This is a genomic window from Paenarthrobacter nitroguajacolicus (assembly GCF_051027655.1).
Taxonomy (GTDB): Bacteria; Actinomycetota; Actinomycetes; order Actinomycetales; family Micrococcaceae; genus Arthrobacter; species Arthrobacter nitroguajacolicus.
Genome location: NZ_CP073234.1, coordinates 1948260 through 1960119 on the forward strand (window position 1 = coordinate 1948260; position 11860 = coordinate 1960119).

At 60.1% G+C, this 11860-nt stretch carries 11 protein-coding genes and 7 tRNA genes; 4 read left to right on the plus strand and 14 right to left on the minus strand.

Features of this window, described 5'->3' with window-relative positions; all coding sequences use genetic code 11:
- Positions 1 to 68 precede the first annotated feature (68 nt).
- A complete protein-coding gene (locus tag KCX59_RS09340) occupies positions 69 to 995 on the minus strand; it encodes a sulfurtransferase (protein ID WP_179017343.1) in 927 nt (308 codons plus the stop codon).
- A 209-nt stretch (positions 996 to 1204) separates the two neighbouring features.
- On the opposite strand from KCX59_RS09340, the gene zapE reads away from it, so the two are divergent.
- Entirely contained in the window at positions 1205 to 2245 is a 1041-nt protein-coding gene (gene zapE / locus KCX59_RS09345) for a cell division protein ZapE (RefSeq protein WP_091466765.1), read from the plus strand.
- A 19-nt stretch (positions 2246 to 2264) separates the two neighbouring features.
- On the opposite strand, the gene KCX59_RS09350 is transcribed toward zapE, so the two are convergent.
- The 9 genes from KCX59_RS09350 to KCX59_RS09390 all read right to left on the minus strand — a co-directional run bounded on the left by KCX59_RS09350 (position 2265) and on the right by KCX59_RS09390 (position 6232).
- Positions 2265 to 3482, minus strand: a complete 1218-nt coding sequence (locus KCX59_RS09350; protein ID WP_179017342.1) for a benzoate/H(+) symporter BenE family transporter — start codon at positions 3480 to 3482, stop codon at positions 2265 to 2267.
- Between the two features lie 120 nt (positions 3483 to 3602).
- Positions 3603 to 3836, minus strand: a complete 234-nt coding sequence (locus KCX59_RS09355; protein WP_179017341.1) for an antitoxin — start codon at positions 3834 to 3836, stop codon at positions 3603 to 3605.
- A 96-nt stretch (positions 3837 to 3932) separates the two neighbouring features.
- Positions 3933 to 5387 carry an amino acid permease gene (locus KCX59_RS09360; protein ID WP_179017340.1) on the minus strand — a complete coding sequence of 485 codons (1455 nt, stop codon included), beginning with the start codon at positions 5385 to 5387 and terminating at the stop codon, positions 3933 to 3935.
- A 180-nt stretch (positions 5388 to 5567) separates the two neighbouring features.
- Positions 5568 to 5643, minus strand: a tRNA-Gly gene (locus KCX59_RS09365).
- A 57-nt stretch (positions 5644 to 5700) separates the two neighbouring features.
- Positions 5701 to 5775 (minus strand) — tRNA-Val (locus tag KCX59_RS09370).
- A 23-nt stretch (positions 5776 to 5798) separates the two neighbouring features.
- Positions 5799 to 5871, minus strand: a tRNA-Gly gene (locus tag KCX59_RS09375).
- Between the two features lie 57 nt (positions 5872 to 5928).
- A tRNA-Val gene (locus KCX59_RS09380) sits at positions 5929 to 6003 on the minus strand.
- A gap of 39 nt (positions 6004 to 6042) precedes the next feature.
- Positions 6043 to 6113, minus strand: a tRNA-Cys gene (locus KCX59_RS09385).
- A 46-nt stretch (positions 6114 to 6159) separates the two neighbouring features.
- A tRNA-Gly gene (locus KCX59_RS09390) sits at positions 6160 to 6232 on the minus strand.
- 248 nt (positions 6233 to 6480) lie between these two features.
- On the opposite strand from KCX59_RS09390, the gene KCX59_RS09395 reads away from it, so the two are divergent.
- Both KCX59_RS09395 and KCX59_RS09400 read left to right on the plus strand, forming a co-directional pair.
- Positions 6481 to 6555: transfer RNA gene (locus KCX59_RS09395), tRNA-Val, on the plus strand.
- A 357-nt stretch (positions 6556 to 6912) separates the two neighbouring features.
- The gene (locus KCX59_RS09400; RefSeq protein WP_218649103.1) at positions 6913 to 7131 is read left to right on the plus strand and encodes a helix-turn-helix domain-containing protein; all 219 of its coding nucleotides are present in this window, start codon (positions 6913 to 6915) and stop codon (positions 7129 to 7131) included.
- Between the two features lie 760 nt (positions 7132 to 7891).
- Here KCX59_RS09400 and KCX59_RS09405 read toward each other — a convergent pair.
- The gene (locus KCX59_RS09405; protein ID WP_179017339.1) at positions 7892 to 8086 is read right to left on the minus strand and encodes a hypothetical protein; all 195 of its coding nucleotides are present in this window, start codon (positions 8084 to 8086) and stop codon (positions 7892 to 7894) included.
- A gap of 409 nt (positions 8087 to 8495) precedes the next feature.
- Between KCX59_RS09405 and KCX59_RS09410 the strand changes: the two genes are divergently transcribed.
- Positions 8496 to 8774 (plus strand): hypothetical protein, encoded by a 279-nt coding sequence (locus tag KCX59_RS09410; protein ID WP_179017338.1) that lies wholly within the window; start codon positions 8496 to 8498, stop codon positions 8772 to 8774.
- A gap of 29 nt (positions 8775 to 8803) precedes the next feature.
- On the opposite strand, the gene KCX59_RS09415 is transcribed toward KCX59_RS09410, so the two are convergent.
- The 3 genes from KCX59_RS09415 to KCX59_RS09425 all read right to left on the minus strand — a co-directional run bounded on the left by KCX59_RS09415 (position 8804) and on the right by KCX59_RS09425 (position 11748).
- On the minus strand, positions 8804 to 9277 hold the full coding sequence (locus tag KCX59_RS09415) for a hypothetical protein (RefSeq protein WP_179017337.1): 474 nt from the start codon (positions 9275 to 9277) through the stop codon (positions 8804 to 8806).
- 282 nt (positions 9278 to 9559) lie between these two features.
- Positions 9560 to 10704 (minus strand): IS3 family transposase gene (locus KCX59_RS09420; RefSeq protein ID WP_179016661.1). Its coding sequence is split into 2 segments (ribosomal slippage): positions 9560 to 10428 and positions 10428 to 10704, totalling 1146 coding nucleotides; the frame shifts between segments, so codons are not numbered across the junction.
- A gap of 30 nt (positions 10705 to 10734) precedes the next feature.
- Complete coding sequence (locus KCX59_RS09425; protein WP_179017269.1) at positions 10735 to 11748, minus strand: hypothetical protein; 1014 nt, start codon at positions 11746 to 11748, stop codon at positions 10735 to 10737.
- Positions 11749 to 11860: the final 112 nt, after the last annotated feature.

Consider the following 11860-nt stretch of genomic DNA (forward strand, 5'->3'; position numbering starts at 1 on the left):
GGTCAATGCATCTTGTGTGGCCGAACACTACGTATGCCTTATTCCCTGCCTTGGTGCTGACCGGGCCCCTAGTTGCTGACGAGGGACGCAGGAACGGAACCGCGCTCGGCGCCCTTGACGATGGGAACCCGCACAGCGTTGCCCCACTCGGTCCAGGAGCCGTCGTAGTTGCGGACAGTGTCGAAGCCCAGCAGGTACTTCAGCGCGAACCAGGTGTGGCTGGAACGCTCGCCGATGCGGCAGTAGGCCACCACGTCATCGCCGGGTTCCAAGCCGGCCTCGCCAAGGTACAGGGCTTCGAGCTCTTCACGGCTCCGGTAAGTGCCGTCTTCAGCCGCAGCGCGTGCCCACGGGATGGACGCGGCGGTGGGAATGTGGCCCCCGCGCAGCGCGCCCTCTTCGGGGTAAGCCGGCATGTGCGTGCGCTGTCCCGTGTATTCCTCAGGGGAGCGGACATCGATGAGGGGATTGCCCAAGTGTGCCAGGACGTCTTCCTTGAACGCGCGGATCGGAGCATCATTGCGCTCCACCTCCGGGTATTCACCCACTGAGGGCTGTATGACATCGGTGGTCAGCTCGCGTCCTTCGGCGATCCACTTGTCGCGGCCACCATCGAGGAGGCGGACATCCTCATGGCCGAACAGCGTAAAGACCCAAAGCGCGTAGGCAGCCCACCAGTTGGACTTGTCACCGTAGATGACCACGGTGCTGTCGCGGGAGATGCCCTTGGAGGCCGCGAGGGCGGCAAAAGCGGCGCCGTCCACGTAGTCGCGGGTGACCTCGTCATTCAGGTCGGTGTGCCAGTCAATCTTGACGGCGCCCGGGATGTGGCCGGTTTCGTAGAGAAGAACGTCTTCGTCGGACTCGACAACCACAAGCTTGCCATCGGCAATGGCGCCGTCTGCAAGGGCTGCCGCGAGCCACTCAGTGGACACAAGGCGTTCGGGGTTCGCATACGATGCAAACTTTTCGTTCTGTTCAACTGGGTAGGACATGGTGATGGCCTTTCACTGACAACGGTCGGAGCCAGGCCGTGGAAGGTGGTGCAGGTGCCGGCCGGGCGTGCTCCAACACTAACCACGGGCAGCGAGGAATGCTTCCCTGTGGTCATACGGTGAAACATGGGCTTGGTCACGTGGCGGTTTTCCGAGTGTCCAATGCCGGTATTCTTGCTGGGGACCTAATACCGAAGGAACGGACCACCGTGGTAAAGATCGAACAACTGGCTGCCCGCACACCGGCAGTCTCCGTGGAGGAACTCCTCAAGGGTTTCTACCCGTCTCCGCGATTCGGAGAGGTATCGTTCGACAGCTACCGGCCGGATCCTTCCCAGCCGAGCCAGGCAAACGCAGTGAAGCTGCTTTCCGCATTTGCCGACGGCGTGGGATCCGATGACGGTGGCGGTCTCTTCAAGAAGTTGTTCGCCAAGAAGGCGCCTGCAACGAGGGCAGGAATCTACCTCGACGGCGGTTTTGGTGTGGGTAAGACCCACCTCCTGGCTTCCCTTTGGCACAGGTCGCCTGGCCCGAAGGCCTTCGGTACGTTTGTGGAATACACCAACCTCGTGGGTGCGCTGTCATTCCGCAAGACCGTGGAAGCACTGAGCAGCTACAAGCTGGTGTGCATCGACGAATTCGAACTTGATGATCCCGGAGACACCGTGCTCATGTCCCGGCTCATGCGTGAACTCGCCGACGCCGGTGTGAAGCTCGCGGCCACGTCCAACACGCTTCCCGGTTCCTTGGGTGAAGGACGCTTCGCGGCAGTGGACTTCCAGCGCGAAATACAGGTTCTCGCCGACCAGTTCGACGTCGTCAGGATCGACGGCGAAGACTTCCGCCACCGCGGTTTGCCCGCGGCTCCCGCACCCCTCAAGACCGAAGAGCTTAAGCACCGTATGCGTGCTGAGTTCGACGGTAAGACTGTGGCTGTGGACGATTTCCGCACTCTGGTCAACCATCTGGCCGCCGTCCACCCCAGCCGTTACCGGCAGCTTATCTCGGGTGTGGAGGCCGTGGTGTGGAGCGACGTCGAAACCATCACCGAACAGGCCGTCGCCCTACGCTTTGTGGTTCTTGCGGACCGGCTCTATGACAAAGACGTGCCGATCCTGGCCAGTGGCGTACCTTTCGATCAGCTCTTTACCGAAGAGATGATGACCGGTGGCTACACGAAGAAGTACTTCCGTGCTGTGTCCAGGCTGACGGCTCTGGCCCGTGAGGCCCAAAACCACGAGCCTGCCTGATCCAGGGTTGCTGCCTGCTTCAGGATTTGTGAACAGGTTCGCGGCTCTTCAGCATCCACCGCACCAGGATGCCGCCTGCCAATGCCCAGAAAGCAGCGCCAACGCCGGCGAAGCTCAGGCCTGATGCTGCCAGCAGGAAGGTGATGCAGGCGGGAATACGTTCCTCGGCAACCGCCAGTGCAGACGAGATGGACGAGGCCAGCGTCCCCAGGAGTGCGAGTCCGGCCACGGTCTCGAGAAGTCCGGGCGGTGCTGCAGCCACCAAGGTGACAAGTGCCGCTGAGGCAGCGGCCAGGATCAGGTAGACAAAGCCTGAGACGAACGCCGCGATCCACCGCCTGCCATGGTCTTTGCCTGCCTCCTCACCCGCCGCCAAGGCTGCGCTCAGGGCAGCCAGGTTGATCGCATGGCCTCCAAACGGCGCTCCCGCGATGGTGCCCGCTCCGGTCACAAGCATCGACGGCCGCCAGGGGGTGGTGTAGCCGAACGACTTCAGTACCGCGACCCCGGGAATGTTCTGTGACGCCATGGTGACGATGAAGAGGGGCAGTGCCAAACCCACCGCAGCTTCCACGGTAAATGCCGGTGTGGTCCACTCCAGCCTTGGCAGGAGGCTGCCGCCGGGAATCTGAACGCCGTTGGACACGATGTGGACGCCGACTACCGCCAGCGCGACGAGCAGCGATGCCGGCACCGACCAACGTGGTGCGAATTTCATCAGGACCACCCAGCACACCACCACTGGTGCGATGAACAGGGGAGCCGATCCCAACGATTTGAAGGGTGCGAGGCATAGCGGGAGTAGCACGCCGGCGAGCATTGCTTGCGCCAGTGCGGTGGGGATCTTCGCCATGATCCTGCCCAGGACGGGAAGTAGCCCGGTCAGGACGATCAGCACCCCGACGATCAGGAACGCGCCCACAGCAGCCGGCCAGCCGCCGTCGACCATTCCAGCGGAGGCGAGCAGCGCAGCGCCGGGCGTCGACCACGCCAAAGTTACGGGCATCCGGGACCGCCACGAGAGCCACAGGATTCCCAGTCCAAAGGTGAGCGTCAGCGCTAATAGGCCGCTGGATGCTTGTGCCTGGTTCGCCCCCACAGCCTTCAAACCCGCCAGGACCACAGCGAATGACGAGGTGAAACCCACGAGGGCGGTGACGATGCCTGCCGTGATGGGTGGTACCAGCGTCTCCTTGGCGGCGCGGCTTTGGACGGCAGGGGTGGAAGCTGAAGGCATAACGTCCAACGTACCTGACCAGCCGGTTTAGCGGCTGCCCGTTAAACGCCAAGGGCACCGGTGGCGCCTCTCGGCGGGACCGGTGCCCCCTTGACGTATCTGGTACGGCGGCTCAGGCAGCTACGGCTGCTTCGGCTCATCCGTGACGGGAGCCTGTCCAGGCTTCCCGTCGTTCTTGGCCACGAAATCGGAAGCGGCATTCTGGACTTTGTCGACGTGACCGGCGTATTTGCCGCCCGTCTTCTGGTCCACAAAATCCCCGGCCTTGTCGATGCCATTCTTGATGGTTTCTTCGTTGCCTTGAATGAGACCCTGAGCCTTGCCCTTCAGGTCGTCAATTAAACCCACGGGCACCTCCCTTCCATTCGTGGAGCCAGTTCGCTCCTCCGCGTCCGACCCTAACACCAGTTCTCCGGGGTGCCAAGGGTTCGGCAGCGGCCTGTGGACGAACTACGCCAACGGCTTATTTTCGACCTTATGGCGCGGGCTGTCCGGATTCATGAGGGAGTGCCTGCGGCCGTAGGCGAAGTAGATGATCAGGCCGATGACCAGCCATGCCCCGAACCGCACCCAGGTTTCCCAGTGGAGCTGGAACATCAGGAATGCCGATGCCAGGACACCGAACGCGGGGACCACCGGCATGAACGGCAAACGGAACGTGCGCGGAGCGTTGGGCTTGGTGTAGCGGAAGACGATCACGGAAATGCAGACCACCACAAAGGCAGCCAGGATGCCGATGTTGGTGAGGTCGGCAACTTCCTTGATGGGGAAGACACCGGCGAGGAACGCCGAAGCAACACCTGCGATCCACGTGACGCGCTGCGGAGTGCCGTGCCGGTCAGTCTTGGCGAACCATCCGGGGAGAAGGCCGTCGCGGCTCATGGAGAACCACACTCGGGTGACGCCCAGCAGGAAGGTGAGCATAACGGTGAGGATGGACAGGACCGCGAACACCGAAATGATGGTGGCGATGACCGGCAGGCCGACGCCTTGGAACGCCGATGCGAAGCCGGCCGTGGGATCAATGTCCTTGTAGTTCTGCATGCCCGTGAGCACGAGTGTCGCGGCAACGTAGAGCAGCATGGCCACGATGAGGGAGAGGATGATGGCCTTGGGCATGTGCTTCTTGCCGTCCTTGGCCTCTTCCGCTGCGGTGCTCATGGCGTCATAGCCGAAGACGGCGAAGAAGACGGTAGCGGCACCGGCCAGGACCGGGCCGAAGCCACTGGGCATGAACGGGTTGTAGTTCTCGGTGTTGATGTAGAAAATACCCAGGCCGATGATGAACAGGATCAGGATGACCTTGATGGCAACGGCTACCAGTTCAAACCGGCCGAATGCTTTGGTGCCCCGGCTCAGGATCCACGTGACCAGGAGGCAGACGAAGATGGCCGGCAGGTTGATGATGCCGCCCTTGCCCTCATCAGCGGTGGACGTCATCCACGTGGGCATATGGATTCCGATGCCGGACAGGAAGGCGTCGAAGTAACCGGAAATCCCGATGGCCACCACAGCCACGATCGCGATGTACTCAAGGAGGAGATCCCAGCCGATGAACCAGCCGATGATCTCTCCCAAGGCTACGTAGCCGTAGGTGTAGGCCGATCCGGCGCGGGGGATCATGCCGGCGAATTCGGCGTAGGACAATGCTGCTGCACCGGAGGCGAGACCGGCGATCAGGAACGAGAAGAGCACGGCAGGGCCGACGCCCGGGTTGCTTTCGCTGCCATGGGCTACCAGCCCCGCCAGCGAGAAGATGCCGACGCCGATAATTCCGCCGACGCCGATGGCTGTCAGTTGCCAGAGGCCAAGACTCTTAAAAAGTCCGCTGTGTTTGTTTTCTTCCTCAATATCGTCGATGGGCTTGCGCCGCAGGACGGACTTGGAAGCCGTCATTTGGTTCATGGGGGTACTCCTGCCGGTAGGCGTGGAACGGTGATGAGCTCGCAGTACATTATGCGAGCCGAATCACATTAGATAAAGCGACTTCTTCTGAGGGGTATCGGTTACTTCCATTAATCAATTGAGTATTGGCCGAATCCGGGTATAAAAAAAAGCAGCTCCGGGGAGCTGCTTTTCTCTCTTTGGAGCGGACGACGAGATTCGAACTCGCGACATCCACCTTGGCAAGGTGGTGCTCTACCAGCTGAGCTACGTCCGCACATGTTGCCTGCCGGGCTGATGCCTGGCTTTCAACAACAAACAAGTTGCCTTGTTCTGGTGGGCGATACTGGGATCGAACCAGTGACCTCTTCCGTGTCAGGGAAGCGCGCTACCGCTGCGCCAATCGCCCGTTACCGGGTCCTTCAAAAGGAGAGCGGACGACGAGATTCGAACTCGCGACATCCACCTTGGCAAGGTGGTGCTCTACCAGCTGAGCTACGTCCGCACATGTTGCCTGCCAGGCTGATGCCTGGCGTTCAACAACAAACAAGTTGCCTTGTTCTGGTGGGCGATACTGGGATCGAACCAGTGACCTCTTCCGTGTCAGGGAAGCGCGCTACCGCTGCGCCAATCGCCCATGCATCCAGCCAACAGCTGGAAGACATGGTTTTCACCGAGGTGGGTACGGGATTCGAACCCGTGTATACGGCTTTGCAGGCCGCTGCCTCGCCTCTCGGCCAACCCACCGTGTAAGCAGGATTCCGAGGAATTCTTGCCTTGACAGTGCCTTGCGAGCGGACGACGAGATTCGAACTCGCGACATCCACCTTGGCAAGGTGGTGCTCTACCAGCTGAGCTACGTCCGCAGTGTCGTTTCGGCGGGCAGCCCTGCAGGCATTCCGTCGCTTTCCGACGAGTAAAAACTCTATAGGAGGTTCCTGCAAACTCCAAATCGGTGGCTTGCTTTTGATCGAGGAGCCCGCTGGATCCTTGTATTTACGCGGATTTCCGTAAGTTTCATGGCCGTAATTCCACTCTTGTAGTTCTAAGTGAGGCCGGGGGTCATGATCCGTTTTGCATTCCGGCACTGGTCCGTTAGTGTTTTCTATGCACCGGGCGATTGGCGCAGTGGTAGCGCGCTTCGTTCACACCGAAGAGGTCACTGGTTCGAACCCAGTATCGCCCACCAACAGAAACCCCCGGAATTCCGGGGGTTTTTTTGGGTTTCTGAGGCTTTCTCACCGTGTCCGTGGTACCTGCGTGGGACTCGTGGATAGGATCCCTGGCGATGTGAGTTCCTCGGGCAGCTGGTTCGTGTGGGGGCCCTGCCTGCCGAGTACCACGGGGATACCACGCAGGTACCACGGTGAGTCCCACGCCGGTCCGTTTGTGTCAGAAGATGACATTGGGGTACTTTGGGGGCATACAAGATAGCCCTCGGGGTCCACTGAGCATCGAATCTCAGAATCGTAAGGTCCCGATAGGAAGCCGTGAAGCGCAGGTAAGTCGCAGGGTACGGGTAGCTTCCGCTGCCTAGGAATTTGTCGTGTCGACCAAAACCATCTCCCCTCCCGCACGCGCCGATGATGTTCTCCGCGCTTATTCCCTTCCCGATGTTGCTGAACGCCTGGGCGTCAGCCTGAAGACCGTCCGCCGGATGGTGGATTCCGGTGAGCTGAAGACCTTCCACCCCTACCGCAAGGGCCGGACCGTTCGCGTAAGCGAGCAGACACTCCGCGATCTCTTTGCCGCTGGTGATACGTAGTCGGATGGGCGATGGCGTGTGGAAGAACTTATAGGGTCTGAAAAGATAGTGGGCTGCCATTTGTGATCGTCGATGACGTCTCCACACGGATTGGTTTCGGAAACGCTGATTGCTGTGACTCCATGAGGAAAGCCATACCTCCTGCATTCTTATGTTGACTGCTTTGGTGGGCTAGAGGCGCATAGCTCATAGCTCCTCTGTGTCGTCTGCCGAAGAAGCATGGAGCCTCTCGATCGCGAGCGTCAGCGTCATTGGCGGTGGAATTTCACCAAGGGCAGGCTGCGCTGTCTTTCGACGTCGGTAGGACCCGTCTCAGCTCAGCAGATGGTAGCCGTGTTGTGGGAATCTCAGCACTTCTAAAGCGCACCCAGCCCGAGTGCCGGCCAAGAGCCAGTCCAGTCCTCCGAGGGACCACCCCACAGCCTTCCATCAACCCAATGGCCGTCTGCGAGCCGTTCCTGAAAAGTCCATGCGCACCTACTCCAGCAGCGGTGGTACCGATAAGGGTCAGGACATCCCCTGGCCGGCCAACGGTTCCGTCCAAGTGCGACTGGACAAATTAGACAACGAAACGTGCCTCGGTGCTGTCCTGCCGTGCGGCAAACTGGAGCTTCGCTTCTGTGCGAACCGAGCGAATCCCGCACTCACTGACTCGCATGCCAAGCCGTCCGTAAGCTGGTCTGCTGTGATGTCCGGATATCTGCACCAGATGTCGAGGCTGGGATCGCTGGTTATATAGCCACTGATAAGCGCTGGAAGGCTACGCACGGTTTGGCTGAGGTAAAGCTACCTCAGCGCGCAACTCCATCAGCGTGCGCCCAGATGGTTCTGCCAACAGCGAGTCTGGATGCGCTGCAGCATCCGAGGTGAGTGCGAAAGACCAGCAGTAGAAGTTGCTCAGGAATTCGTAAATCCCACCGTTGGAGTCGAAGCCGTTGATTCTTCGCTGTGTCATGAAAGTCTCAATTTGTAGGAGAAGCGTGTGGCTGTAGCTGGGCTTCCCCGAACAGGCTCCGCCGGCGCTCTCTGCCGGTCATTCTCCATTTCTCGTGAAGTTCCCCGGAGTGAAGAGAGACTCCCTCTGGAAATGATGCGGGCACGGCCCCGACGTGGGCCGGGAGCGCACGACATGAGCCAGGAACTTCAGCCGCAGTCGGACCGCACTGTGGCATCAGCGCAGCCCCTCGCCCTCGGCGCCCATAATGCGACGAGGTCGCACCATTGGCGGTTCTGGTTGGGGCTGTTGCATGCCTGAAGGGGTTGATTACTGGATACCTGGCCGTGACGAACACCGTGATGGTGAGCGATGAACTACAGGGTGGTAAGCGGCGGGCCAGCGACCACCGGCCTGGGCGCTGGCGATTTTGATTGCCCTCATCGTCTGCTTCAGCCTGGCGTCCATCGCCGGCGTGATCATCGTTATCTGGAACCTCAGGGCCATGAGAGGATCGGCTCCGCAACCCATGAAGGCTGCGATCGTCGTGTCGCTGGTGTCTATTGTGCTGCTGATGACCTTCATCGACGGAGCCTTGAACGACCCTGGGAAGATTGGCTTACCAGTTCTGCATGCGTTCGTTGCAGCCTGGACGGTTGGGATTCTCCGGCTAAAGAAGGTTCCCACGCGGCCGGCTGTTGCTGTTTGAGCGGTACCAAGCAGCGACCTCTTCTCCAGTTATCCGAAGTAAATACGTAGTACTATCGCGATGCCGATAAGAGTGCTGACCATCATCAACATGGTGATTGCGATCCGTCTTCCGAGAATTGCGTTCCGTTCCCGTCGTCGGTGGGCCTCGCCCGTTGGATCGGCGCGTTGGGGGAGCGGAGGGTAAGAGGGCTTGATAAAGCCCTTTGACCTGGATCTGCGTATGGATTTCTTGGTGTCGTGGTCCAGTGCCTCGAAGGGTAGCTCGGGCGGCATCCGAAGTATCACGTCGCGAAAACTTTGAGGCGACAAGCGCGTGAGATCCATAAAGTGGTTCCACTGCCCCTGCTCGGGAATCCAGCGCTTGATCACGGAACTTCCATGCGCAATGTAAAAGGCCGCTGGCATGGAAGTGTTAATGGGATACCCGTATTCGTCTCGATATGGGTTCCATTCGCCAAACCAGGTCTCATTAACACAGAAGCTCACATTGCCGTCGTTCATTTGACCTCGCTAATGATGATGACCCTCCAGCCAGTAACCCTGCCATGCCCCGTGCCTAGTTCTCGGCGGAATTCGCGTCTAGTACCGGCTTTTGTTTCAGCCAGCACGCGACCGCCAACTCCTGTGCCTTTTCGGGTTCGGTGCAGGCCTTAGACGATGTGAAAGCTGTGACCGGGACGCTGTTCGCTGTTGGCTCCGCAACTTCCTTCAACAGCCAGCCTGGGCGGCCGTTGAGGTGGTATTCAGTAAAGGGACTGCCCCGGCTTTTGTTGACTCGGGGTCTTAGGCCGCTGTGAGCGCGGTCCGGTTGATTGTTTCATATTCGATGGGCGTGAGTTTTCCCAGCCGTCGTTGGCGTCGCCGGCGGTGATAGGTTCTCTCGATCCAAGTCGTGATCGCCAGTCGGAGGTCTTGCCGGGTGAGCCACCGCTGGCGGTCCAGGACGTTCTTCTGCAGCAGCGAGAAGAACGATTCCATCGCGGCATTATCCGCACACGCACCGACCCGGCCCATCGACCCCGTCAGCCCCTGGCGCCGGAGTGATTCAACAAAACGGCGGGACCGGAACTGGGACCCGCGATCCGAATGCACCACTGTCCCTGCAGGTTTGCGTGCCCGCACCGCGTTCTCCAGTGCGGCCACGGCCAGCGAGGACTTCATTCGCAAGTCCATCGAGTAGCCGACGATCCTCCCGGAATAAACGTCCTTTACGGCGCAGAGGTAGAGCTTGCCCTCGGCGGTGGGGTGTTCGGTGATGTCCGTCAGCCATAGCTCGTTCGGTGCCGCAGCGGTGAAGTCCCTCTCCACCAGGTCGTCATGAACCGGTGGCCCGGGTCTGCGGTTCAGGCCACGCTTCTTCGAGAACACCGACCAGATACCGTGGTCACTGCACAGGCGCTGGACCCTGTTCTCGCTCGCCGCGATGCCCTTCTCGGAAAGTTCGTCGGCGATGAACCGGTACCCGAAGGCCGGGTCGTCTGCGTGGATGTCAAAGGCGGCGTTGACCAGGTGCGCATCCACCCAGTCCCGTTCCGTTACCGGGCTGACTCTCCAGCGGTAGTAGCCTTGCTTGCTGAATTTCAACACCCTGCAGGTCACCGCCACTGGAACACCGTCGGCGGCAAGATCCGTGACCAGCGGGTAAGTCATTTTGGGTTGATGTCCCTGGCCAGATAGGCAGCAGCGCGGCGCAGAATCTCGTTCTCCTGCTCCAACAAGCGGTTACGCTTCTTCAACTCCCGCACCTCGGCCGACTCACTCACTGCCGGGCCGGCCCCGGAATCCTTACGTTCAGCAATGGCAATCCAACGCTTCAACGTCGTGACCGACAGCCCGAAATCCTTCGCAATCTGCGCCAGCGGCGCTTCGCCCTTGCGGGCCACATCAATAACATCCTGGCGGAACTCCGCCCCATAAGCCGTGGGCATGGTCAACATCCTTCCACGAGCACAAGCTCGCTAGATCAAGGAGTCAACAAAACTGGGGGCAGTCCCAAACGGGATCCGTTCCATGTGGGTGTGCCTTGGTTTGGCCAGCAGCCATTTCTTCTTCTGATTGGCCGTCGTGTCGTATCCGCCACCGTCGATGATCCGCTTGGCCCACGCAACTGTTTCGGCGAGATCGTGGTGTCCCCAAAAGGCCATGGCCAATTCTTCAGAGTCGTAGTAGACAGGATTTCCCTCAGAGATGGCTGGGGCGGCAAGTGAAGTGCGATTGATGAAGTCCAGGGGGGTAGGACGCGGGCCTTCGTCGGTGCTTGATTGCGCCGCCGCTGCGTTGACTGTTGCTGCCAAGCGCTCCAGACCTGCGACGGTCCGCGCTGGGTTATCCCATTCGAGCGGTCGCTCTTCCCAGTAGTCCTCGAAGGCCCAAGCCCAGCGCTGTTCACGCCGTTCGGACTCAGCTGGCACGTCCGGGGCATCTGCGGCCCAGACGGCGACGCGGCTCCCGACTTTCTTGGTGGCCACAAGTCCGGCTGCTTCCAACTGGTCGATCATCCTGGTCACGGCTTTAGCGTCCCGGTCCGGGACGGCCGATTTCAGGTCTACTTGAAGAACACCGGGCTGGCGACGCACGGTCTTCAAAATCGCCGTGAAGCGAGCATGATCTGCCTTATGCTCCAAAGCTTGTTCCAACCGCTCGGCGTGAATTAATGTGGCACCAACGGCATTGCGGTCATGTTTGATGCGCATCTGGTCGTCGGTTTCGACGCCGTTGTTGGACTCGATGGCGAACCCAAGGGGCTGGTATGGGCGTTGGGCTTCGTCCTGACCAAGTTTCTCGAATGCGATGCATCTGTCGATGATGTCCAGTCGCCCAAAGATCGAGGCAAGGTACATGCACCCTCTGTCCGGTGCGGATACGTGGACGCCGCGTCCGTTGGGGTCCGACAACCAAAGCTCATATGCAGCGGCCTGCTCGTCCAGCGTCTTCGCTGCTATGTCGAGTGCCTCAGTGAATCTACCTTCCATGAGAGCTTCGTAGTAGACCTTCCACCGGAAGCGTTGCAGCTCTGTCAAAACCGTGATGTTGAGTTCGCGCAATGTGGTCTCACGTCTGGACGGTACGAACAACTGGTCCCCC

What these genes read in the sequence shown, in the direction of transcription:
- KCX59_RS09340 (WP_179017343.1), bottom strand. Translation starts at nt 995, where the DNA reads ATGTCCTACCCAGTTGAACAGAACGAAAAGTTTGCATCGTATGCGAAC.
- KCX59_RS09405 (WP_179017339.1), bottom strand. Translation starts at nt 8,086, where the DNA reads ATGACACAGCGAAGAATCAACGGCTTCGACTCCAACGGTGGGATTTAC.
- KCX59_RS09350 (WP_179017342.1), bottom strand. Translation starts at nt 3,482, where the DNA reads ATGCCTTCAGCTTCCACCCCTGCCGTCCAAAGCCGCGCCGCCAAGGAG.
- KCX59_RS09360 (WP_179017340.1), bottom strand. Translation starts at nt 5,387, where the DNA reads ATGAACCAAATGACGGCTTCCAAGTCCGTCCTGCGGCGCAAGCCCATC.
- KCX59_RS09425 (WP_179017269.1), bottom strand. Translation starts at nt 11,748, where the DNA reads ATGGAAGGTAGATTCACTGAGGCACTCGACATAGCAGCGAAGACGCTG.
- KCX59_RS09415 (WP_179017337.1), bottom strand. Translation starts at nt 9,277, where the DNA reads ATGAACGACGGCAATGTGAGCTTCTGTGTTAATGAGACCTGGTTTGGC.